Genomic DNA, 20,870 nt, shown 5'->3' with positions numbered 1-20,870 from the left:
CCGATCTGCTTAGAACTGCAAGCCAGCTTCACGCGCTGCATCTGCCAGCGCCTTGACGCGACCGTGGTAGGCGAAACCGGAGCGATCAAACGCAACCTTTTCGACGCCAGCGGCCTTGGCTTTTTCAGCCACGCGCTTGCCAATGATCTGGGCTGCAGCGACGTTGCCGCCTTTGCCAACTGTACCCAGGGCTTTGCGCACTTCTGCTTCCGCAGTGGATGCACTGGCCAGAACCTTGCCGCCGTCGCCGGAGATAACACTGGCGTAGATGTGCAAGTTGGTGCGTGTCACTGTCAAACGCGCCACGCCTTGCGTTGCAATGCGAATGCGGGTTTGACGGGCTCTGCGAAGACGCTGCTCTTTTTTGGTCAACATGTTGCAGCTCCTTATTTCTTCTTGGTTTCTTTGATCGTCACCTTTTCATCCGCATAACGGATGCCCTTGCCCTTGTAAGGCTCGGGAGGACGAATCGCACGAATCTCAGCTGCAATCTGACCAACACGTTGGCGGTCTGCACCCTTGATCAAGATTTCAGTGGGCGTGGGCGTTGCCACGGTAATGCCAGCAGGCATATCCAAATTGACGGGGTGGGAGTAACCCACAGCCAAGTTCAATTTGTTGCCAGAAGCTTGCGCCTTGTAACCCACACCAATCAGGGTCAGCTTGCGCTCAAAACCCTTGGTCACACCAACCACCATGTTGTTGACCAATTGACGGAACGTGCCAGTCATTGCGTCAGCTTCACGGGATTCGTTGGCGGGCTGGAAGCTCAGCTTGCCAGCGTCGTTAGCGATATTCACCAGGCTGTTTTGAGCCAGTTGCAGCGTGCCGCCGGTACCCTTCACACTGATTTGATCAGCCTTGATGGATACTTCAACACCTGCGGGAATGGCGACAGGAAGTTTGCCTACACGGGACATTGTTTCTTACTCCTCAATGTAGTGTTAAGCGACGTAGCACAGCACTTCGCCACCAACACCGGAGGCACGCGCTTTGCGATCAGTCATAACACCCTTGGGGGTGGTCACGATGGCAACGCCAAGGCCGTTTTGGACCTGGGGGATTGCTTCGCTGCCACGGTATACGCGCAGGCCAGGGCGGCTCACACGCTCAATACGCTCGATCACAGGGCGACCGGCGTAATACTTCAGGGCGATTTCCAGTTCGGCCTTTCCACCTTCGGTGGAAATTTTGAAACCGTCAATGTAGCCTTCGTCTTTCAACACTTGGGCAATCGCAACCTTCACTTTGGAGGAGGGCACAGACACGGTTGTTTTTGCAACCATCTGTGCATTGCGGATGCGTGTCAACAGATCGGCGATGGGATCACTCATACTCATGTTCAGTTCTCCTATCGCTTACCAGCTAGCCTTGACAATGCCGGGGATTTCACCAGCAAAGGCCATTTCACGAATCTTCGCACGTGCCAGACCGAAGTGCTGGAACGTTCCACGGGGACGACCCGTAATGGAGCAGCGGTTGCGCTGGCGTGTGGGGTTTGCATTGCGAGGCAGCTTCTGCAGACCCAAACGGGCCTCAGCACGCTCCTCGTCAGAGCGTTTTGCATCACCAGCGATCGCCTTCAGTTCCGCGTATTTTTTCGCGTACTTGGCAGCCAGCTGATCACGCTTGAGCTCGCGTTGGATTAAAGCCATTTTTGCCATAGGTGACCTCAGTTCTTGAACGGAAAGCGGAAACCAGCGAGCAGCGCCTTGCACTCTTCGTCGGTTTTGGCCGTTGTGGTGATGCTGATATTGAGGCCGCGCAAGGCATCGACCTTGTCATATTCAATCTCAGGGAAAATGATCTGCTCTTTGACGCCGATGTTGTAGTTACCACGGCCATCAAACGCACGACCAGAAATACCACGGAAGTCGCGCACTCGAGGCAAAGCCACGGTCACGAAACGATCCAGGAATTCATACATCTGAACGCCGCGCAGGGTCACCATGCAACCAATCGCCTGGCCTTCACGGATCTTGAATCCAGCGATAGCTTTCTTGGATTTGGTCACAACAGGCTTCTGGCCCGCGATCTTGGTCAGGTCGCTCACGGCGTTGTCCATGACCTTCTTGTCGGCAACCGCTTCGCTCACACCCATGTTCAGGGTGATTTTGGTCAAACGGGGCACTTGCATGGGCGAGGTGTAGCCAAACTTGGCTGTCAGCTCAGGCGCCACTTTTTCGCGATAGTGTTGTTGGAGACGTGCCATGGTTATGCCACCTTGATTTCTTCGCCGCTGGACTTGTAAACGCGAACGCGTTTGCCGTCAGCCAGCACTTTGATACCAACACGATCAGCCTTGCCGGTAGCCGCATTGAAAATGGCCACATTGGACTGATGGATGGGCATGGTCTTTTCAACGATGCCGCCCGTGGTGCCCTTCATGGGGTTTGGCTTGGTGTGCTTCTTCACCAAGTTGATACCCTCGACTACCACATGGGAATCGTCTTTGCGCAAGGAGATAACTCCGCGCTTACCCTTATCGCGACCTGCGATAACGATGACTTCGTCGCCTTTGCGAATCTTGTTCATGGCGGGTCCTTACAAAACTTCAGGAGCCAAGGACACGATCTTCATGAACTTTTCAGTGCGCAGTTCGCGGGTCACTGGTCCAAAGATGCGGGTGCCGATAGGCTCCAACTTGGCGTTGAGCAACACTGCAGCGTTGCCGTCGAATTTCACCAAAGAACCGTCGCCACGGCGGATGCCCTTGGCAGTACGTACCACCACTGCACTGTAAACCTCGCCTTTTTTGACGCGGCCACGGGGAGCGGCTTCTTTGATGCTAACTTTGATGATGTCGCCCACAGACGCATAGCGACGCTTAGAACCACCCAGCACCTTGATGCACAGGACGGACTTAGCGCCGGTGTTGTCGGCAACTTCCAATCGAGATTCAGTTTGGATCATTTCAATATTCCCAACTTGCACCAGAAGATTGCATGTGCCACTGCGGCATACACCATCAACCAGTCAGTCTTGGGCCCGCTGTCGGCAACACGAACCACTCATGCTGCTTTCATTTGGGCAGAACCTTCATACTTTTTCAAGCGAAGCCCACGATTGTGCCTGCCCCGCCATGCTTCGTCAATAGCTTTTTTGCTTAAGAAAGCAAATATTGTTGCGCCAATGCGGTAAATTCCTCCGGGAGGGGCGGTAAGCCGGTCTCTTCTTGCAAGATTGCGCCCACCCTTGGGGCAAGTGTCTGTGCCAATGCGGCATCCAGAAACAAGAGGCGTGACCTACGAGCCAAAACATCTTCCACGGTCACCGCATATTCATAGCGGGCTGCAAAACGCACCATGCCCTCAGTCAACCCGGGTGCCAACTCGACCTCGCTACCCGGCATCCCACCAACCACATCCTGCTCATCGCCGTAACTCGGCAAGCCAGGGGGCAGACTCACGGACTGAGAAGCCCCAGACCATGAAGTGGCGCCCACGAGCTTCAAATGCACTGTGACACCCGCTGAGCGTCGGGGCAGCAGCTGTTTTTCTGCACATTTTTCAAGAACGTCTTCGGCCATCGCCCGGTAGGTGGTCCATTTCCCACCCGTCACCGTCACCAGGCCGCTGCGGCTGACCAGCACCGTGTGTTCACGGCTAATGCCTTTGGTGCTGTTGCCGTCGTCATCCTGCGGCTTGACCAGGGGACGCAATCCCACCCAGACGCTGCGAACGTCGGCCCGGGTTGGAGCTCTGCGCAGATAGCGGGCCGATTCGGACAGGATAAATTCGATTTCTTCTTCAAAAGCCAGCGGCTCTCGCGCCAGATCATGGCGCGGCGTGTCCGTCGTGCCCAAAATGACCTTGCCCAGCCAGGGCACTGCAAACAGCACCCGGCCATCCGCAGTCTTGGGCACCATCAAAGCCGTATCGCCCCCCAGAAACTCCCGATCCACCACGATATGGACTCCCTGGCTGGGCGCCACCATGGGCTTGGTGGGTTGGCGGCCGTCGGCGGCGTTTGCATCGCCATCCTTTTGTCGCAACTCGTCCACCCACACCCCCGTGGCATTGACCACGCAGCGCGCCTTGACCGGGTATTGCTGGCCAGTCAGCGTGTCTTCACACAGCAGCCCCTGCACCTTGCCATCTATATAAGTGAGGTCTGTCGCCCGGCAGTAATTCACCAGCAGCGCGCCCTTGGTGGCAGCAGTGCGGGCCAAAGCCAAGGCCAGCCGCGCGTCGTTGAACTGGCCATCCCAGTACTTCACCCCGCCCTTGAGGCCTTGCGGTTGCGCCGTGGGCAAGAGTTTGAGCGCAGCGTTCCGCCCCAAAAACTCGGTCCGCCCCAGCCCGGCCTTGCCAGCCAGTGCGTCATAGGCCACCAAGCCAGCCCCATAGAAAGGGGTTTCCCACCACTGGTATGAAGGCATCACAAAGGCCAGGGGCTGCGCCAGGTGCGGGGCATTGTTCAGCAGCGTGGTGCGCTCGTGCAGGGCCTCGCGCACCAGCGAGATATTGCCCTGGGCCAAGTAGCGCACCCCCCCGTGCACCAGCTTGGTCGCCCGCGACGAGGTGCCTTTGGCAAAGTCATGCGAATCAACCAGCACCACACGCAGGCCGCGGGCTGCGGCATCCAGGGCCACGCCCAAACCGGTGGCACCGCCGCCCACCACGGCCAGGTCATAGGTGTGGTCCTGCGCCAAACGGGCCATCAGGTCTTCACGGCGGGTGGGTAAGGGGGTAGCAACAGAGGGCATGGCAATTACCGATCGAAAGAATGCTCGATATTATTCCTTTTGATTCGTTTTGTCACTTTTCAACGCGTTTTTCTTCGCTTATAGTCCGACTACTTTTGCAACACGGCCGCCACCATGCAACCCAATCCCCGCCAGCTCACCCTGCTCTCCTTGGTTCAGGCACGGGGATCGGTGTCGGTGGAGCAACTGGCCGAACACTTGCAGGTGACGCTGCAGACCGTGCGCCGTGACGTGCAGCGCCTGGCGGATGAAGGCCTGCTAGCGCGCTTCCACGGCGGCGTGCGCGTGCCCAGCTCCACCACGGAGAACATTGCCCACCAGCAGCGCGAGAGCCTGAACGCCGAGGGCAAGTCGCGCATTGCGCGTGCCGTGGCCGCCGCCGTGCCCAATGGCTGTTCGCTGATCCTCAACATCGGCACCACCACCGAGGCCGTGGCCCATGCGCTGTCCGAACACAGCGGGCTGCGCGTCATCACCAATAACCTGAACGTGGCCCGCATCCTCAGCGCCAACCCCAGAACCGAGGTCATCGTCACCGGCGGCGTGGTGCGCGGGCGTGACCAGGGCGTGGTGGGAGAAGCGGCGGTCGACTTCATCCGCCAGTTCAAGGTGGACCTGGCCGTGATGGGTATCTCCGGCATCGAAGCCGATGGCACCCTGCGCGACTATGACTACCGCGAAGTCAAGGTGGCGCAAACCATCCTGTCGCACGCCCGTGAGGTCTGGATGGCCGCCGACGCCAGCAAGTTCAACCGCCCCGCCATGGTGGAGGTGGGCCAGCTCTCGCAGGTGGACCGCTTGTTTACCGACGCCGCCCCTCCCGACCCCTTTCCCCAGCTGCTGGCCGACGCCGGCGTGCAGCTGCACATTGCCCACTAACCCCGCCCCATTCCGGAGACCGCCATGTCCCAGCCCACCTACCTGCTTGCCCTTGACCAGGGCACTTCCAGCTCGCGCAGCATCGTGTTCACGCCCGAAGGCGGCATCGTGGCCATGGCGCAGAAGGAACTGACCCAGATCTACCCCCAGCCCGGCTGGGTGGAGCACGACGCGCTGGAGATCTGGCGCATCCAGCTCGCCACGGCGCGTGAGGCGCTGGCCAAAGCCGGCATCACTGCCGCACAAGTAAAAGCCGTGGGCATTACCAACCAGCGCGAGACCACCGTGGTGTGGAACCGCAAGACTGGCCAGCCCATCCACCACGCCATCGTCTGGCAGGACCGCCGCGCCGAACCCACCTGCGCCGAGCTGCGTGCCAAGGGTCTGGCCGACACCATCCGCGACAAGACCGGGCTGCTGGTGGACGCCTATTTCTCGGGCACCAAGCTCAAGTGGCTGCTGGACCACGTGCCCGGCGCACGCGCGCAGGCCGCCAACGGCGAGCTGGCCTTTGGCACCATCGACAGCTGGCTGATCTGGCAACTGACCGAGGGCCGCGTGCATGTGACCGACGTGAGCAATGCCTCCCGCACCATGCTTTTCAACGTGCACACCAATCTGTGGGACGAAGACCTGTTGGCCGCGCTGGACATTCCGGCCAGCCTGATGCCTGCCGTGCAGCCCTCCGCCTCGCTGTTTGGCGAAGTGGCGCCCGAGCTGCTGGGCGGCACCATCCCCATTGGCGGCGTGGCGGGTGACCAGCAGAGCGCGCTGTTCGGCCAAGCCTGCTTCAAAGCCGGCATGGTGAAGAACACCTACGGCACGGGCTGCTTCATGCTCATGCACACCGGCCACAGCTTCCAGACCTCGCACAACGGCCTCATCACCACCAGTGCAGCGCAGACGACTGCCCAACCCGAATTCGCGCTGGAAGGTAGCGTGTTTGTGGGGGGCGCCGTGGTGCAGTGGCTGCGCGACGGACTGCACGCCATCCAGGGCAGTGGCGAGGTGCAAAGCCTGGCGCAAAGCGTGCCCGACGCAGGCGGCGTGATAGTCGTGCCCGCCTTCACCGGCCTGGGCGCCCCCTACTGGAAACCCGATGCACGCGGCTCCATTACAGGCCTCACCCGCGGCTCCACCCTCGCCCACATTGCGCGAGCCGCTCTCGAAAGCATAGCATTCCAGAGCGCGGCGTTACTCCAGGCCATGAGCCGCGACGCCGTGCGGGCGCGCGGCGCGCAGGTGTCCGAGCTGCGTGTGGACGGTGGTGCGTGCGTGAACGATTTACTGATGCAGTTCCAGGCCGACCTTTTGGGCATTCCCGTGGTGCGACCCGCCGTGACTGAGACCACCGCCCTGGGCGCGGCCTACCTGGCCGGGCTGACCACGGGCGCTTACCGCAGCACCGACGAGCTGACCGACCTGTGGAAGGCCGAACGCCGCTTTCTGCCCACCATGGCGCCCGAGCGTGCCAAGGAGCGCATGGCGCAGTGGGAACACGCGGTGCGCCAGACCACGCTGTAAGCCCTTTGTCGGCTTGCGGCCGGGGCTTTGGCTAGACTCTGGCGCTCAACGACATCTACAGAGGACACAACACCATGGGCAAGCGCATTGCATTCATAGGCGGCGGCAATATGGCCAGCGCCATCATCGGCGGGCTGATCCGCCAGGGCTTTGCGGCCAGCCAGATTGACGTGGTGGAGCCCTGGGACGAAGCGCGTGCGCGCCTGCAGGCCGATTTCGGCATCACCGCGCAGGCCGAGGCCGGTGCCTTTCTGGCCACGGCAGACCTCATCGTCTGGGCCGTGAAGCCGCAAACCTTCAAGGACGCCGCCGCTGCGGTGGCCGCGCACAACACCGGCGCCCTGCACCTGAGCGTGGCCGCCGGCATTCCCAGTGACAGCATTGCCGCCTGGCTGGGCAGCCAGCGCATCATCCGCACCATGCCCAACACGCCTGCACTCATCGGCAAAGGCATCACCGCGCTGTATGCCCGCCCCGCCGTCACCCAGGCCGACAAAGACTGGGCCAACGAGGTGATCGCCACCACCGGCGCCACGGTGTGGCTGACGGCTGAAGCGCAGCTGGACGCCGTTACTGCCATCAGCGGCTCGGGCCCGGCCTATATGTTCTATTTCATGGAAGCCATGACCGAGGCCGGCGCCCAGATGGGCCTGGACCGCGATCAGGCCTACAAGCTGGCGGTTGCCACTTTTATCGGCGCCGGCGAGCTGGCCCACGCGTCCACTGACTCCCCCGAGACCCTGCGCGCCAAGGTCACGTCCAAGGGGGGCACCACCTATGCCGCCATCACCAGCATGGACGAAAGCGGCATGAAGGCGCTGTTTGCCAAAGCCCTGTTTGCCGCGCAGACCCGCGCTGGCGAGCTGGGTCGGGAGTTCGGTGGGGCTTGAGATTTCAAGCTTTTTAGCCCCCCAGACCTCGTGGATACTGCGCAAACAGCTTCTTTTTTGATAGCAACAGGATTCCGCCATGGCGATTGAGATTTCCAAAGAAGCACGCCAGCAGGCCATCGCCTCCATCGAACGCTACTTCCGCGAGTACATGGACGAGCCCATCGGCAACGTGGCGGCGGGTGGACTGCTGGGTTTCTTTCTGGAAGAGGTGGGGCCGTTGGTCTACAACCAGGCTGTCGCCGATGTGCAGGAACGCTTGCAGGCCCGCGTGGCCGAGGTGGATCTGGAAGTGCACGAGGACGAGTTCCAGTACTGGCGCAAATACGACCGCAAACGCTAGGATTGCCCCATGGATTGGCAACAGACACTGGCCACACTGGCGGCACTCCCACCAGACGACAAGGCCAACTGGCTGCGGATAGGCGCAGGCCTAGCTGCGCTGGTGCTCTTGCTGCTGTGGTTGGAAAGCCGTTTCTTCGCCCGCTCGGGCCGCGTAGGCAGCTGGCTGGCCGTGCGCTTGAGCTCTGCGATCACAGCCCCGCTGGTGGTGGCCGCACTGGTGTTGCCAGCGCGGTCCGTCAGTGGCATGGAAGGCTTGGCCGTGTTTTACCTGGCCTTGTTTACCGCCGCGCCACTGCTGTGGTTTGGCAGCCATGCGCTGGCCGGGCGCTGGGTGCGGCCGCGTCTGTCCGCGCCAGAGAGTCTGGCGCTGGCCGTCAGCGGGCTGCTGATCCTGGCCATTCCGGGAACCGCGTTTTTTGCTGCGCAGGGACCGCTGCTGGCCGCAAGCCGCGAGATTGGCATGCGACGCGAAGTGCCCGCCAACAACCCACCCCTTGCGCACAGCGTGCAGCCAGTGCAAGCCTACGAGGTTGCAGGCGTGGGGCGGATTTACACCCAGACCCTGATGGGGGCACCCGATACCCGACTGCTGCGGGTGGAGCAACGCCAGGGCGGCCAATGGCCTACCGACCGCTCCGCTGCACACCCCAGCTACTGCACCAACGGCAATGACCTGCACCTGATGTGGTCGGCGGGCGAAGCTCCGCCCTACCTGCGCCTGCACTGGGCGCAGTCCAACGGCGCGGCAGCGCATGCCGAGTTCACGCCAGATATGGCCGCCGCCAGCAGCACAGCACCGGCTTTTAGCATTGGCTTTCGTCCCGACGGTGTGGACCCCATTGCCCCCATACCGCGCACGCGGGCCTACCTGGTCTTGCACCGCCCCGACGCGGCCCCCTACACCCAGATGCTGGGCAGCCCGCCCGAGGCCGGTGAAACCCGAACCAGCGACTGCATCCTGCCGGGCTATCGGATCTGGACCGGTAGCCCAGGCTGGCAAGTGCACGCCATGGGCCTGACCTTTTCCCAGCCGAGCGGCCAGACACTGCGCAGCGTAATCACCCGACCCTAGACTGCCAGCTCGGACATCGTGGCCTGCGCTTTTGCGCCTGAAATGCCCCCCCACACAGGGTTACACTGACCCTAGCCACCGGCACAGCAATGACTGCCGCCAGCCAACACCTTGGGGAACCGTTTTGGGACAGGTCGACATCACGTTGTTCTACATGGACATAGTGCTCACTGCCATGTGGGCCTTCTCCTGGGGCGTCATCGGTGGGGCCATGAAAATGGCCCCCAAAGCCACCCTCCGGTTCTGCGTGGCCAACCTGCTGTTTGCCGGCACCGTGGCACTTCTGGTGCAACGCACAGGCACCCCCAGCTATGTGCACTACCAGGGCGTGGAGTGGCTGGTATTCATGGGGCTGGCGGCCTTCCACAGCGGCATTGTTTACCTGGTACGGCTGGACGAGCTGCCCACGCTGGCGCGCCGCATCAGCCCCATCCTGCTGGCGATGGTCATCACCCTGCAGGTGCCCCCGGACGGCAGTTCCTACATGGTGCGCGCCATCGTGTTTTCGCTCACGGTAGCCGCACTCACGTTCAGTTGCTTCTGGGACTGTTACCGCGGGCTGCGCAACGACCAGTTCTCGGCCACGGTGCGGTGGGCTATCAGCGGGCCGTTTCTGCTGGCCACGGTGGCCATGCTGGCGCGCGTGGTGCTGGTGCTGGCAGAAGGCCCGCCGCCACCGACGGAGGGCTTTGTGCAAGTCCCCCACTTCACCCCATTTTTGTGGATGCTGACCATCATCGTCATGGCCATGAATATCACCATGGCGGGCCTTACCGCCGGGCGCCTGGTCAAACGCTTTCGCAGCCTGGCCGAGCAGGACCACCTGACGGGCTGCCTGAATCGCGCCTCGATGGAGGAGCGCCTGAGCATCGAGCTGGAGCGCACGCACCGCACCGGTGAGCCCGTGGCTTGCGTTTTTTTTGACCTGGACCATTTCAAGGACATCAACGACCGCCACGGCCACGAAACTGGCGATCGCGCACTGTGCCATGTGGTGGATGTCGTGCAAAGCCGCCTGCGCACCGTAGACGCACTGGGCCGCTTTGGCGGCGAAGAGTTCATGGTGCTCATGCCCGGCACCCACCTCACGGGCGCGCGCGAAGCGGCCAACCGCATGCGCATGGCACTGGAAGCGACCCCACTGCGTGCCCACGACACAGACATCCGACTCACAGCCAGCTTCGGCGCCGCCGTGCTGGGCTCCCGCGAGAGCAAGGCTAGCGTGCTGCGCCGCGCCGACGCCGCCATGTACCTGGCCAAACGCAACGGACGCAACCGGGTGGAGATTTCACTGGAGCCGATTCATAGCCAAATCAGCCTCCAGCACTGATGGATACTGCGCAAGCAGCTCCTGTTTTTATAGCGACTTCCAGTACCCGGCAGCCCCGTAGCGTTCCTTGATGAAGTCGATCCACAGGCGCACGCGCAGCGGCAGGTGCTTGCGCTGGGGAAATACGGCGTAAATGCCGTTGGGCGGGGCGGCGTAGTCCTCCAGCACAGCCACCAGTTGGCCCGCTGCAATCTCTGCCTCCACCTCCCAGGTGCTGCGCCAGGCAATGCCAAGGCCCGCCAGGCACCAGTCGTGCAACACCTGGCCGTCGCTGCAGTCCAGCGGGCCGGCAGGCTTGAGGTAGATCACCTCGCCCCCCTTGCCGCCCTTGCCGCCTTTGGCATCAGCCGGCAGCTTGAACGCCCAGCCCCGCGTCTGGGAAGCATCGCTGGACAGGGTGAGGCAGTCAAAACGCGCCAGATCGGCCGGCGTCTGCGGCGTCCCAAATCGCTTGAGGTAGGCTGGTGTAGCCACGCACAAGCGGCGGTTATCGGCCATGCGCACGCTCACGAGGGATGAATCGGGCATGTCGCCCACGCGCACTGCGCAGTCAAAGCCCTCCCCCGCAATATCGACCACCCGGTCACTCAGGTTCAGTGACACCGTCACCTCGGGGTGCAGCGCGCGAAACTTGGGCACCAGCGGCGCCACATGGCGTCGGCCAAAACCCGCGGGCGCAGTGATGCGCAAATGCCCCGCGGCTTTCACCCCACCGGCACTCACACTGGCCTCGGCGTTGGCCACGTCGGCAATGATGCGCTGGCAGTCTTCCAAAAACGCACTGCCCTCGTGGGTGAGGGTGATACGGCGCGTGGTGCGGATCAGCAGCTTCACGCCCAGGCGCTCTTCCAGCCCGTCGAGGCGCCGGCCCATGATGGCAGGGGCGACACCTTCCGCATTCGCAGCAGCGGTCAAGCTGCCACGGGTGGCGACCGAGACAAAGGATTCGAGTTGCTTGAGTTTGTCCATCACTAGCGCGTCCGGGGCTGAAGGGGAGTGCGTTTTACGTAGGTCAAGGAGGAGCCCGCGCAGCGGGCGGGGGACACGGAGCAAAACACCCTCGCCTTCAGCCCTTTGGCGCTCGTGAAATCTGCGCAAGCAGCTCCTATTTTCATAGCACCACACCTTCCGAATGCAGGGCCGCCACGTCGGCCCCGGAGTAGCCCAGACTCCGCAGCAACGCGTCGGTGTGCTCGCCCAGCTTGGGCGGGTCCAGGCGCAGGCCCAGGCGTTCGCCGCCCAGCGTCAGCGGCAGCAGAGGCACCTGGGTCTGGCGACCGTCAGGCAATTCCATGGGCGCCAGGCCGCCGGTGGCCTGCAGGTGCGGGTCGTCAAACAGGTGCTGCGGGTCGGTGATGGGCGCAAACGGCAGGCCGACTTTTTCGAAGCGTTCGCTCAACTCGGTCCGGCTGAACTGCGCCAGGCGCTGACGCAGCTCGGGGATGAGCCAGCTGCGCGCCAAGACGCGGTCGTTGTTCTTGGCCACGCTTGGGTTGGCATACAGGTCAGCGTAGCCAAAGGCCTCGCAAAAGGTTTTCCACTGCCCGTCGCCCACCACGGCCAGGAAGATCTGCTCGCCATCCTTGACGCTGAACACGTCGTAAATGCCCCAGGGCGAAATGCGCTCGGGCATGGGCGCGGCGGCCTTGCCGGTGACGGCGAACTGCAGCATGTGCTGCGCCACGAGGAAGATGTTGTTCTCGAACAGCGCGCTCTGCACCTCCTGCCCCTTGCCGGTCTGCTGGCGCTGCATCAGCGCGGCCATGGCGCCCACGGCGCCAAAGATGCCACCCATGATGTCGTTCACGCTACTGCCCGCGCGCAGTGGGTCGCCGGGGCGGCCGGTCATGTAGGCCAGGCCGCCCATCATCTGCACCACCTCGTCCAGCGCGGTGCGGTGGTCGTAGGGGCCGGGCAAAAAGCCTTTGTGGCTCACGTAGATGAGGCGCGGGTCCAGCTTGCTCAGAGAGGCGTAGTCCAAGCCCAGCTTTTGCATGGTCTCGGTCTTGAAGTTCTCGCTCACGATGTCGGCCGCGGCGATGAGCTTGAGCACAATCTCTCGGCCCTGCGGGCTTTTGAGGTCTACCGCAATGCTTTTCTTGTTGCGGTTGAACAGCGGGTAAAAGCCCGCGCCACTGCCCAGCAACTTGCGGGTGCTGTCGCCGGCCAGCGGCTCCACCTTGATGACCTCGGCCCCCAAGTCGCCCAGCGTCATGCCGCAGGTGGGGCCCATGACCATGTGGGTAAATTCGACGACGCGGATGCCGGCCAGCGGCAAGGTTGTGGCTTCGCTCATGGGCGCTTACACCGCGTAGTCCAGCACCAGCACATCGTCCAGTGTGGGTTTCAGAATCTCCACAAACGCCAGATGGTCCGGGTGCGGCAGGTAGACGGCGCGGGCGGCATCGTCCGCAAACGTGAGGTTAAAGCAGTGGGTGAAACCCTTGGCCAGGCCTTCGGGGCTGTTGTTGGTGCCCCACTCCAAGCTTTGCACGGCACTGATCTTGCTGCGCAAATCCACAAATCCGGCTTCAATGCCCCGGATCTCGGCCGAGGTGACGGAGGCTTTGAACTTCAGCAGAACGAGATGGCGTATGGACATGGACTACCTTTGAAATTGTCACAAATAGATTGATATTCTTCCATATAGTGACTCACAAAGGATGGAATACAGTACATCCCTAGCTTCAGGCCTATGGCGCCGGCACCCCTTTTCTCTTTATCTCGAAAGGCATCATTCATGTCCAACGCACCGTCTACCCCTCGCACCAGCGCGCACCGCCTGCAGGTGGCCACCAGCCTGCACCAGTTCATCGAACAGAAAGTACTGCCCGGTACCGGCATTGCGCCTGAGGCGTTCTGGAAAGGCTTTGACGCCATCGTGGCCGACCTGGCTCCCAAGAACATCGCCCTGCTGGCCGAGCGCGACCGCCTGCAAACCGAGCTGGACACTTGGCACAAGGCCAACCCCGGCCCTATTACCAACATGCCCGCCTACAAGGCATTCTTGGACAAAATCGGCTACCTGGTTGAAAGCCCCAAGAAGGTAAAGATCACCACTAAAAATGTGGATGCCGAGCTGGCCACGCAAGCCGGACCGCAGCTGGTGGTGCCCGTGCTGAACGCCCGCTATGCGCTGAACGCCGCCAACGCCCGCTGGGGCAGCCTGTATGACGCGCTGTATGGCACGGATGTGATCAGCGAAGACAAGGGCTGCGAAAAAGTCGGCCCCAAAGGTTACAACCCCAAGCGCGGCAAGAAGGTCATTGAATACGCACGCCACGTGCTGGACCGCTGCGCCCCGCTCAAAAAAGGCTCGCACGTAGGCTCCACCGGTTACGCCATCAAGGGCGGTGACTTGGTCGTCACCCTGAAGGACGGTTCCACCTCCAAGCTGGCCGACAAGGCCCAGTTTGTCGGCTTCCAAGGCGCTGCCAAAGCTCCTTCCAGCGTGCTGGTGATCCACAACGGCTTGCACTTGGACATCATCATCAACCGCGCTACGCCCATCGGTAAGACTGACCCAGCAGGTGTGAGCGACCTCGTCGTCGAAGCCGCGCTCTCCACCATTCTGGACCTGGAAGACTCCGTGGCCGTGGTGGATGCTGAAGACAAGGTGCTGGCCTACGGCAACTGGTTGGGCATTCTGCAGGGCACTTTGGTCGAGAGCTTTGACAAGGGAGGCAAGACGCTGACCCGTGGCCTGAACGGCGATCGCGTGTACACCGCACCCGACGGCAAGAAGGAAGTGAAGCTGCACGGCCGCAGCCTCATGTTTGTGCGCAACGTGGGCCACCTGATGACCAACCCGGCCATCACCTACACCGCGGCCGACGGCACGACGCAAGAAATCCCCGAAGGCATCATGGACGCGGTGGTCACTACCACCATCGCCTTGCATGACCTCAAGAAGACCAAGAAAGACACCATCCGCAACTCGCGCAAGGGCTCGGTCTATATCGTCAAACCCAAGATGCACGGCCCCGCAGAAGTGGCGTTTGCCGCCGAGCTGTTCACCCGCGTGGAACAGATGCTGGGCCTGCCGGACAGCACGGTCAAGCTGGGCATCATGGACGAAGAGCGCCGCACCAGCGTGAACCTGAAGGCCTGCATTGCCGCCGCGCAAAGCCGCGTGGCCTTCATCAACACCGGCTTCCTGGACCGCACCGGCGACGAGATGCACACCGCCATGCAAGCCGGGCCCATGATCCGCAAGGCGGACATGAAGAGCAGCGCATGGATTGCTGCGTACGAGAAGAACAACGTGCTGGTGGGCTTGTCCTCCGGCCTGCGCGGCAAGGCGCAAATCGGCAAGGGCATGTGGGCCATGCCCGACCTGATGAAGGCCATGATGGAACAGAAAATCGGTCACCCCAAGGCCGGTGCCAACACCGCCTGGGTGCCCAGCCCCACCGGCGCCACCCTGCACGCCCTGCACTACCACCAGCTGCTGGTGAGCGACGTGCAAAAGGAACTGGAAAAGACCCACTACGAGAAGGCCCGCCCCGGCATTCTGGACAAGCTGCTGCAAATCCCGGTGACGGCCACGCCGAACTGGACAGACGCCGAGAAGCAAGCCGAGCTGGACAACAACGCCCAAGGCATTCTGGGCTACGTGGTGCGCTGGGTCGACCAGGGCGTTGGCTGCTCCAAGGTGCCCGACATCAACGACATCGGCCTCATGGAAGACCGCGCCACCCTGCGCATCAGCAGCCAGCACATGGCCAACTGGTTGCACCACGGCGTGGTCACCAAGGCCCAGGTCGAAGAAACTTTCCAACGCATGGCCGCCAAGGTGGACAAGCAAAACGCCGGCGACAAGCTCTACACCCCCATGGCGGGCAACTTCAAGGGTGCGGCCTACCAGGCAGCGACTGAGCTGGTGTACAAGGGATTGGCGCAGCCTAGTGGCTACACCGAGCCGCTGCTGCATGCGTGGCGCTTGAAGGTGAAGGCGGCGGCGTAAGCAGACGCTTTTGCATAACGGCACCCTCGGATGCCGTTATGCACGGCCCAAATCAGAGCAACATGTCTTTCACGCTAGGGCATGCACGGTGGGAGACGTTACCAACCGCATAGTCAAGGGCGGTAAGTCCCTCGAGATTGCGAACCAACTTGTTAGCGCCGTACTCCAAAAAGTAGTGGACCATTGACGGCTTGCAAAACTTCGCCGCCAGAATGAGCGCTGTGTCGCCGCTGACAAAATCCTGCATGTCCGGGCTTACGCCGCGGCCCAACAAGTTCTGTGCTGCGGGCAAGTCAGCGCGACCGGCAGCAGCATGAAGCGCCACGATGTCTTGCTGGGAGATGCCCTCAGCGGGACACTTGCCACGCCGCAAATGCCACACAGCTTTGGGCGGCTCCAACCGCAGACCATTGGGCCCCACCAATTTCGCGGGCAAGTAACCAGCCAACGACAAGACCAGCGCTGTTTGGGTCACTTCCCACCGGCCATCTGTCACAAAGCTCCCATCCTTCCACCGGTAGCGACCGCCAGACATGAGTTGCAATTCGATGTTTTCAGGAACGCGAATGCCGTTGCCATGCAATTCCATCAAGCACCATTGCCCCTGCAAATGCCGGGCTGAAAGCTGGTTCGAAGGTGGCGCTGCTGTTGCAGGCATCGCCAGCACCACACATCCCGCCACGAAAAGGACAGAGATGGCGCGGCGCAAAAAATAAAAAACAAACGTGGACCAATACATGAGACCAGTGGAAGGGAAAGATAATTTCAACTATCTCCATTTTCATTAATTTGACATGCTCATAACCCGTCCCAGCAGCACTCGAATTGCAGGAATTTTGATGGCACTCGCTTGCGCCTCCGCAGCCCAAGCCCAGTTCAAATGTGTTGACCGCCACAAACGCATCACTTTTCAGCAACACCCCTGTCCGCTCGACGACCAGTCGACCGCTCTACGCATCACATCAGGGACACCGTCCACAGTCGCTGAATCGACAGCGCCCACGAACAATGAGAGCCCCAAGACTCCCACACTCAACACGGGAAGCAGCTCGGGGCGTACATACCGCGGGGAGCCATGCCCGTCCGCAAGCGAAATGGCAGAGCTCGATAGCAAAATCGCGAAAATGCGGCAAAAAAACCCGGACATTCCGGATGGTACGCGCGAGATGCTTCTCGCGGCGGCATTGAAAACCCGCGACGACGTCAAAAAAGCGTGCGGATGAGGCTCGGGGTGCGGCGCAGCTTCTTGACAGAGCCCGCTATCAGACATAGTGATGCCATTGGCACGACACTCGGTCATCTTGTTTTGATAGACCGCACATGCACGCTGACGATCACACCCCAACTCACAGGCCACGCTGGCTTGCCGCTGCACTCATTGTGGCTTAGGTGATATTCGTTGCGGGCATGCTGACGGTGGACTGGCGCACACTTCAAGCTGGCAGCAGCGAAGGCAAAGCGATTCAAAATTCAGACCTGTCTACGGCGAGCACCAGCACCATAGTGGCTGCGGCTTCTACGAATACCCCTGCCGCTCTGGCAGCCGGAAAGTCAGCCGTCAACGCCGCAAACTGCATGCGCTGCCACGGTGTGGATAGGCCTTATGTCGGCCCCGCGTTCAAGCAAGTGTCAGCGCGCTACCAGGGCCACCCGAATGCGGCGGAATACTTGAGTGCCAAGATCCGTAACAGTGGCGCCGGTGAGTGGGGCCGAGCCCTGATGCCCCGCCAACCGCAACTCAGCGAGGCGCCAGCGCGACAGATGGCGCAGTGGGTGATGTCGCTGCCACCGGTAGCGCAATAGGCTTCAAAGAAGCGCGAAAACGCTACTATTTTAATAGCTATCTACGCATATTCCACGGACTCTAAGCCCCCATATGGCGCCTAAATTGTTAGGCTGCTGCCATGTGGCGCACCGCGCGAATGTCGTCCGGGCCAGTCCGGCAGCAACCACCAATCATCCGGGCCCCTTTGGCTTGCCAGCGCGCAGCCATTTCCGCGTAAGCATTCGCCGGGTTGCAAGCACCGGTCCAGACCTTGCCCTCGGCGTCGTAGTGCTCACCGGAGTTCGGGTACACCAGCACCGGCTTGGTTGTGCGGACTTTGGCCTGTTCGACGAGGCTGGCCACATGCTCTGGCGCCGTGCAGTTCACGCCGATGGCCACGATGTGCGTGTAAGCCTCCAGCGCGGCCACGCAGTCAGCCAAACGCTCGCCCTGCACGTTGTGCTCGCCGTCTTTGCAAGAGAAACTGATCCACGCGCTGATGCTGTTATGTTCTGCGAGCACATCGGCAATCGCCAAGGCTTCGTCCAGGCAGGGAATCGTCTCGCAGGCCAGCAGGTCGGCGCCCGAGGTAGAAAGCACTTGCATGCGTTCGCGGTGGAAGTCGGCCAGTGCGGCACGGCCCAGGCCGTAGTTGCCGCGGTACTCCGAGCCATCCGCCAGCATGGCGCCATACGGGCCTACCGACGCGGCCACCAGCGGGCGCAAGCGCCCCACGCGGTTGGCTGGCTGGGCCCAGAACGCATCGCGCGCCTCGCAGGCCAAGGTGACCGACAGGCGCATCAGGTCAGCAGCCTGCGCCCGGCTCATGCCACGGAGGGTAAAGGCCTCATAGGTAGCCTGGTAGCTGGCAGTGGTGGCCACATCGGCACCAGCGGCAAAGTAGTCCGCATGCACCGCGCGTATGAGCGCGGGTTGCTCGATCAGCAGCTTCGCGGACCACAACGCGTCGTTCAAGTTGGCGCCACGGCGCTCCAGCTCAGTAGCCAAGGCGCCGTCCAGCACCATAAGGCGGTCGTGTACGAGAAAACTTTCCAGGGGATTCAGCATCATGGGGACCATTCAAAAAACGTGGATGAGCTTAGACAAAGCACATGCGTGGTGGCGGCAATTTGCCTGACCTCCATGCGGACAAGCAGCTCAGGCGGTGTGGCTTTTGCGGTGACGCTCCAGATAATGCACACCGGCCGTTATCAACAAAGTCAACACGCCGTAGACCACCCCCGCCAGCACCAGCGCGTCGGTGGTGTAGGACTCGGTGGACATGCGGCGGGCTACGCCAGTGAGGTCCAAGACGGTGATGGTGCTGACCAGCGCAGTCGCCTTGAGCAGGGACACCGCTTCGTTGCCCAGGGCTGGAGTGGCAATGCGCAGTGCCTGCGGCAGCACGATGCGGCGCAGCAGGGTGCCGGTACGCATGCCGAAAGCGCGGGCTGCTTCCTGCTGCCCCAAGGGCACCGCCAAGATGCCGGCGCGGATATCTTCGGCCATGTAAGCGGCAATGTTGAGCGTGAGTGCGATGAGACCGCAGTAAAACGCATCCTCCAGCACCACCCAGGCCGCAGACGCCCGCACCCCTTCAAACTGGCTGAGCCCGTAGTACAGCAGGAACATCTGCACCAACAGCGGCGTGCCCCGCAGGGCCGCGCTGTAAAAGCGCACCAAGCGCTTGATGACCGCCCCGCCATGGGTGGCGCCCAGCGCCAAGCCGAGCGCCAGTACCAAGCCCCCAACCCCTGAGGCCAGCCATAGCTTCAGGGTAAGAACCAGGCCTTCCCACAGTTCGGTTCGGTTGTCCTGCAGCAGGACGAGCGTGTCGGTAAACCAGGAATCCATGGCTAGCTGCGGTGGGCCTGGTAGGGTCGCTGCGCCCGGCGCTCCAGTGCGGAGAGCAAGGGTTCGGATATGGCCAGCAAGCAGAAATACATGAGGGCAGCTGTCATCAAAAACAGGAACGGCTGGTGCGAAGCCTGCGCCGCCATGTTGGACTTTTTCAGCAAGTCTTCCAGACCCACCACCGACACCAGCGAGGTGTCTTTGAGCAGGGATTGCCAGAGATTGCCCAGGCTGGGAATGGCAATGCGCCAGGCTTGTGGCAAGCGCACCAGAAAGAAGGTTTGCCCCGGGCTCAGGCCCAACGAGCGGGCGGCTTCCAGCTGCCCGCGCTCCAGCGCCACAAAGCTGCCGCGAAACACCTCGGAGGAATAGGCCCCCAACACCAGCGCCAGCGACACCACGCCCGCAAAAAACGGGCTGATGTCAAACGCGCTGTCGAAGTGGTTGTTGATAAGGTTAGAAAGCCCGAAGTAGCACACCAGCACCACCAGAAACTCGGGCACTCCGCGCAACACGCCGGTCAGCATCGCCACCGGACAGCGCAGCCAGGCGTGGCGGCTAAGCTGGCAAGCCGCCAGCACCAAGCCCAACACCAGCCCGCACACCAGGGCGGCGCAGGCCAGTTGCACGGTCATCAGCGCACCTTGCACCAGCTGGCCCATGTAGGCCTGCAAAACATCCATCGCGACTCCGGAAAAGCGCAGCCACCGCCCGCACGGGGCGGTAGCGGCCTCTCAATTACTTGCTGTTGGGCGCAATGCTAAACGGGAACACCTTTTTGTTTTCGGCTGCAAAGGTGCCGTCGGCCAGGACCTTCTTGATAGCGACATTAAAACGGGCTTTCAGGGCGTCGCCCTTGCGTACGGCAATGCCCGTGCCTTCCCCGAAAATTTCTACGTCGTTCACCGGCTTGCCCGCGAAGTCAAATCGCTTGGCATTGCCGCTTTTTTGCAGCCACTCGTAGGCGACAGTGGTGTCCGTCAGCGTGGCCGCAATGCGGCCGGCTTCCAGGTCCAGCCAGATCGCGTCCTGATTCGGGTAAGACTTGGTGGCTATGCCGAACTTGCCCTTGGGTAGGCGCTTCTTAAAGTAGGTCTCGCTGTTGGAGCCGCTGTACACGCCCACGGTCTTGCCGCGCAGTGTGGCCGGGTCCTCCGTGATGCCGGAACCTACCTTGGCAACGTACTGCACGGGCGCCAGGGTGAACAGGTCGGTGAAGTCCACGACCTTCTTGCGCTCGTCGGTAATGGACATCTGGGCCAACACGGCATCGATCTTCTTGGCCTTGAGTGCGGGGATCAGCGCATCAAAGTCCATGGTGACGTACTCGCACTTGGCTTGCATGTGCTTGCAGATCACGTTACCCAACTCAATCTCCATGCCCTTGAGTTGGCCGGATGCGTCTTTGTACTCAAAGGGGGGGTAGTCGGACAGGGTGCCGATACGAACCACATCCTGGGCATGGGCCACGCCGGCCACCAAGAACAGGCCACCCAACAAGGCTTTTACAACCAAACGCTTCATTCTTTGCTCCTCC

General features: G+C 61.7%; 25 protein-coding genes and 1 pseudogene. 10 read left to right on the top strand and 16 right to left on the bottom strand.

The features are described 5' to 3' along the window. Window positions 1-9 precede the first annotated feature (9 nt). The 8 genes from rplR to CHU94_RS15915 all read right to left on the bottom strand — a co-directional run bounded on the left by rplR (window position 10) and on the right by CHU94_RS15915 (window position 4,708). Window positions 10-375, bottom strand: a complete 366-nt coding sequence (rplR, locus tag CHU94_RS15950) for a 50S ribosomal protein L18 (protein WP_094481689.1) — start codon at window positions 373-375, stop codon at window positions 10-12. An 11-nt stretch (window positions 376-386) separates the two neighbouring features. Further along, window positions 387-920 carry a 50S ribosomal protein L6 gene (rplF, locus tag CHU94_RS15945; RefSeq protein WP_094481687.1) on the bottom strand — a complete coding sequence of 178 codons (534 nt, stop codon included), beginning with the start codon at window positions 918-920 and terminating at the stop codon, window positions 387-389. A gap of 24 nt (window positions 921-944) precedes the next feature. Continuing rightward, a complete protein-coding gene (rpsH, locus tag CHU94_RS15940) occupies window positions 945-1,340 on the bottom strand; it encodes a 30S ribosomal protein S8 (RefSeq protein WP_094481685.1) in 396 nt (131 codons plus the stop codon). Window positions 1,341-1,358: 18 nt separating this feature from the next. Beyond that, window positions 1,359-1,664 carry a 30S ribosomal protein S14 gene (gene rpsN / locus CHU94_RS15935; RefSeq protein ID WP_094481683.1) on the bottom strand — a complete coding sequence of 102 codons (306 nt, stop codon included), beginning with the start codon at window positions 1,662-1,664 and terminating at the stop codon, window positions 1,359-1,361. A gap of 8 nt (window positions 1,665-1,672) precedes the next feature. After that, window positions 1,673-2,212, bottom strand: coding sequence for a 50S ribosomal protein L5 (gene rplE, locus CHU94_RS15930; protein WP_094481681.1), 540 nt, complete (start codon window positions 2,210-2,212; stop codon window positions 1,673-1,675). A 2-nt stretch (window positions 2,213-2,214) separates the two neighbouring features. Next, window positions 2,215-2,535, bottom strand: coding sequence for a 50S ribosomal protein L24 (gene rplX / locus CHU94_RS15925; protein WP_094481679.1), 321 nt, complete (start codon window positions 2,533-2,535; stop codon window positions 2,215-2,217). 9 nt (window positions 2,536-2,544) lie between these two features. Further along, window positions 2,545-2,913, bottom strand: a complete 369-nt coding sequence (gene rplN / locus CHU94_RS15920) for a 50S ribosomal protein L14 (protein WP_007861702.1) — start codon at window positions 2,911-2,913, stop codon at window positions 2,545-2,547. 193 nt (window positions 2,914-3,106) lie between these two features. Further along, window positions 3,107-4,708 (bottom strand): glycerol-3-phosphate dehydrogenase/oxidase, encoded by a 1,602-nt coding sequence (locus CHU94_RS15915; protein WP_094481677.1) that lies wholly within the window; start codon window positions 4,706-4,708, stop codon window positions 3,107-3,109. 114 nt (window positions 4,709-4,822) lie between these two features. On the opposite strand from CHU94_RS15915, the gene CHU94_RS15910 reads away from it, so the two are divergent. From CHU94_RS15910 to CHU94_RS15885, 6 genes are all read left to right on the top strand, one after another. Then, complete coding sequence (locus CHU94_RS15910; RefSeq protein WP_094481675.1) at window positions 4,823-5,587, top strand: DeoR/GlpR family DNA-binding transcription regulator; 765 nt, start codon at window positions 4,823-4,825, stop codon at window positions 5,585-5,587. 24 nt (window positions 5,588-5,611) lie between these two features. After that, window positions 5,612-7,111 carry a glycerol kinase GlpK gene (glpK, locus tag CHU94_RS15905; protein WP_094481673.1) on the top strand — a complete coding sequence of 500 codons (1,500 nt, stop codon included), beginning with the start codon at window positions 5,612-5,614 and terminating at the stop codon, window positions 7,109-7,111. Between the two features lie 74 nt (window positions 7,112-7,185). Further along, the gene (gene proC, locus CHU94_RS15900; RefSeq protein WP_094481671.1) at window positions 7,186-8,001 is read left to right on the top strand and encodes a pyrroline-5-carboxylate reductase; all 816 of its coding nucleotides are present in this window, start codon (window positions 7,186-7,188) and stop codon (window positions 7,999-8,001) included. 79 nt (window positions 8,002-8,080) lie between these two features. After that, complete coding sequence (locus CHU94_RS15895; protein ID WP_094481669.1) at window positions 8,081-8,344, top strand: DUF2164 domain-containing protein; 264 nt, start codon at window positions 8,081-8,083, stop codon at window positions 8,342-8,344. 9 nt (window positions 8,345-8,353) lie between these two features. Continuing rightward, window positions 8,354-9,418, top strand: a complete 1,065-nt coding sequence (locus CHU94_RS15890; RefSeq protein ID WP_094481667.1) for a hypothetical protein — start codon at window positions 8,354-8,356, stop codon at window positions 9,416-9,418. A gap of 124 nt (window positions 9,419-9,542) precedes the next feature. Next, entirely contained in the window at window positions 9,543-10,748 is a 1,206-nt protein-coding gene (locus CHU94_RS15885) for a GGDEF domain-containing protein (protein WP_141211479.1), read from the top strand. Window positions 10,749-10,775: 27 nt separating this feature from the next. On the opposite strand, the gene CHU94_RS15880 is transcribed toward CHU94_RS15885, so the two are convergent. From CHU94_RS15880 to CHU94_RS15870, 3 genes are all read right to left on the bottom strand, one after another. Next, window positions 10,776-11,717, bottom strand: coding sequence for a LysR family transcriptional regulator (locus CHU94_RS15880; protein ID WP_094481663.1), 942 nt, complete (start codon window positions 11,715-11,717; stop codon window positions 10,776-10,778). A gap of 142 nt (window positions 11,718-11,859) precedes the next feature. Then, entirely contained in the window at window positions 11,860-13,044 is a 1,185-nt protein-coding gene (locus CHU94_RS15875) for a CaiB/BaiF CoA-transferase family protein (protein ID WP_094481661.1), read from the bottom strand. Window positions 13,045-13,050: 6 nt separating this feature from the next. Next, window positions 13,051-13,350, bottom strand: a complete 300-nt coding sequence (locus tag CHU94_RS15870) for a Dabb family protein (protein WP_094481659.1) — start codon at window positions 13,348-13,350, stop codon at window positions 13,051-13,053. 138 nt (window positions 13,351-13,488) lie between these two features. Here CHU94_RS15870 and CHU94_RS15865 point away from each other — a divergent pair, with 138 nt between their 5' ends. Continuing rightward, window positions 13,489-15,714: a malate synthase G gene (locus tag CHU94_RS15865; RefSeq protein WP_094481657.1), complete on the top strand. Its 2,226-nt coding sequence runs from the start codon at window positions 13,489-13,491 to the stop codon at window positions 15,712-15,714. A gap of 52 nt (window positions 15,715-15,766) precedes the next feature. Here CHU94_RS15865 and CHU94_RS15860 read toward each other — a convergent pair whose 3' ends face one another. Continuing rightward, window positions 15,767-16,453, bottom strand: coding sequence for an ankyrin repeat domain-containing protein (locus CHU94_RS15860; protein ID WP_094481655.1), 687 nt, complete (start codon window positions 16,451-16,453; stop codon window positions 15,767-15,769). A 55-nt stretch (window positions 16,454-16,508) separates the two neighbouring features. Here CHU94_RS15860 and CHU94_RS19700 point away from each other — a divergent pair. The 3 genes and pseudogenes from CHU94_RS19700 to CHU94_RS15850 all read left to right on the top strand — a co-directional run. Next, window positions 16,509-16,703 (top strand): annotated as a pseudogene (locus CHU94_RS19700) (DUF4124 domain-containing protein); the annotation flags it as partial. Window positions 16,704-16,808: 105 nt separating this feature from the next. Beyond that, window positions 16,809-16,937 (top strand): hypothetical protein, encoded by a 129-nt coding sequence (locus tag CHU94_RS19555; protein WP_255034002.1) that lies wholly within the window; start codon window positions 16,809-16,811, stop codon window positions 16,935-16,937. Between the two features lie 184 nt (window positions 16,938-17,121). Continuing rightward, complete coding sequence (locus tag CHU94_RS15850) at window positions 17,122-17,517, top strand: c-type cytochrome (RefSeq protein WP_255034001.1); 396 nt, start codon at window positions 17,122-17,124, stop codon at window positions 17,515-17,517. A gap of 88 nt (window positions 17,518-17,605) precedes the next feature. On the opposite strand, the gene mmuM is transcribed toward CHU94_RS15850, so the two are convergent. From mmuM to CHU94_RS15830, 4 genes are all read right to left on the bottom strand, one after another. After that, window positions 17,606-18,550, bottom strand: coding sequence for a homocysteine S-methyltransferase (gene mmuM, locus CHU94_RS15845; RefSeq protein WP_255034000.1), 945 nt, complete (start codon window positions 18,548-18,550; stop codon window positions 17,606-17,608). A gap of 87 nt (window positions 18,551-18,637) precedes the next feature. Further along, the gene (locus CHU94_RS15840) at window positions 18,638-19,333 is read right to left on the bottom strand and encodes an ABC transporter permease (RefSeq protein WP_094481649.1); all 696 of its coding nucleotides are present in this window, start codon (window positions 19,331-19,333) and stop codon (window positions 18,638-18,640) included. Between the two features lie 2 nt (window positions 19,334-19,335). Then, window positions 19,336-20,016 (bottom strand): ABC transporter permease, encoded by a 681-nt coding sequence (locus CHU94_RS15835; RefSeq protein ID WP_094481647.1) that lies wholly within the window; start codon window positions 20,014-20,016, stop codon window positions 19,336-19,338. A 55-nt stretch (window positions 20,017-20,071) separates the two neighbouring features. After that, window positions 20,072-20,857: a transporter substrate-binding domain-containing protein gene (locus CHU94_RS15830; protein WP_094481645.1), complete on the bottom strand. Its 786-nt coding sequence runs from the start codon at window positions 20,855-20,857 to the stop codon at window positions 20,072-20,074. Between the last annotated feature and the right edge of the window lie 13 nt (window positions 20,858-20,870).

Origin of the sequence: Rhodoferax sp. TH121, from assembly GCF_002251855.1 — a bacterium.
Classification (GTDB): domain Bacteria; phylum Pseudomonadota; class Gammaproteobacteria; order Burkholderiales; family Burkholderiaceae_C; genus Allorhodoferax.
The sequence above is the reverse complement of the archived record's forward strand: the minus strand, read 5'-3'. Positions and strand labels throughout refer to the sequence as shown.

Coding starts and splice junctions, on each gene's coding strand:
- rplR (WP_094481689.1), bottom strand. CDS start 375: ATGTTGACCAAAAAAGAGCAGCGTCTTCGCAGAGCCCGTCAAACCCGC.
- rplF (WP_094481687.1), bottom strand. CDS start 920: ATGTCCCGTGTAGGCAAACTTCCTGTCGCCATTCCCGCAGGTGTTGAA.
- rpsH (WP_094481685.1), bottom strand. CDS start 1,340: ATGAGTATGAGTGATCCCATCGCCGATCTGTTGACACGCATCCGCAAT.
- rpsN (WP_094481683.1), bottom strand. CDS start 1,664: ATGGCAAAAATGGCTTTAATCCAACGCGAGCTCAAGCGTGATCAGCTG.
- rplE (WP_094481681.1), bottom strand. CDS start 2,212: ATGGCACGTCTCCAACAACACTATCGCGAAAAAGTGGCGCCTGAGCTG.
- rplX (WP_094481679.1), bottom strand. CDS start 2,535: ATGAACAAGATTCGCAAAGGCGACGAAGTCATCGTTATCGCAGGTCGC.
- rplN (WP_007861702.1), bottom strand. CDS start 2,913: ATGATCCAAACTGAATCTCGATTGGAAGTTGCCGACAACACCGGCGCT.
- CHU94_RS15915 (WP_094481677.1), bottom strand. CDS start 4,708: ATGCCCTCTGTTGCTACCCCCTTACCCACCCGCCGTGAAGACCTGATG.
- CHU94_RS15910 (WP_094481675.1), top strand. CDS start 4,823: ATGCAACCCAATCCCCGCCAGCTCACCCTGCTCTCCTTGGTTCAGGCA.
- glpK (WP_094481673.1), top strand. CDS start 5,612: ATGTCCCAGCCCACCTACCTGCTTGCCCTTGACCAGGGCACTTCCAGC.
- proC (WP_094481671.1), top strand. CDS start 7,186: ATGGGCAAGCGCATTGCATTCATAGGCGGCGGCAATATGGCCAGCGCC.
- CHU94_RS15895 (WP_094481669.1), top strand. CDS start 8,081: ATGGCGATTGAGATTTCCAAAGAAGCACGCCAGCAGGCCATCGCCTCC.
- CHU94_RS15890 (WP_094481667.1), top strand. CDS start 8,354: ATGGATTGGCAACAGACACTGGCCACACTGGCGGCACTCCCACCAGAC.
- CHU94_RS15880 (WP_094481663.1), bottom strand. CDS start 11,717: ATGGACAAACTCAAGCAACTCGAATCCTTTGTCTCGGTCGCCACCCGT.
- CHU94_RS15875 (WP_094481661.1), bottom strand. CDS start 13,044: ATGAGCGAAGCCACAACCTTGCCGCTGGCCGGCATCCGCGTCGTCGAA.
- CHU94_RS15870 (WP_094481659.1), bottom strand. CDS start 13,350: ATGTCCATACGCCATCTCGTTCTGCTGAAGTTCAAAGCCTCCGTCACC.
- CHU94_RS15865 (WP_094481657.1), top strand. CDS start 13,489: ATGTCCAACGCACCGTCTACCCCTCGCACCAGCGCGCACCGCCTGCAG.
- CHU94_RS15860 (WP_094481655.1), bottom strand. CDS start 16,453: ATGTATTGGTCCACGTTTGTTTTTTATTTTTTGCGCCGCGCCATCTCT.
- CHU94_RS19555 (WP_255034002.1), top strand. CDS start 16,809: ATGGCAGAGCTCGATAGCAAAATCGCGAAAATGCGGCAAAAAAACCCG.
- CHU94_RS15850 (WP_255034001.1), top strand. CDS start 17,122: ATGCTGACGGTGGACTGGCGCACACTTCAAGCTGGCAGCAGCGAAGGC.
- mmuM (WP_255034000.1), bottom strand. CDS start 18,550: ATGATGCTGAATCCCCTGGAAAGTTTTCTCGTACACGACCGCCTTATG.
- CHU94_RS15840 (WP_094481649.1), bottom strand. CDS start 19,333: ATGGATTCCTGGTTTACCGACACGCTCGTCCTGCTGCAGGACAACCGA.
- CHU94_RS15835 (WP_094481647.1), bottom strand. CDS start 20,016: ATGGATGTTTTGCAGGCCTACATGGGCCAGCTGGTGCAAGGTGCGCTG.
- CHU94_RS15830 (WP_094481645.1), bottom strand. CDS start 20,857: ATGAAGCGTTTGGTTGTAAAAGCCTTGTTGGGTGGCCTGTTCTTGGTG.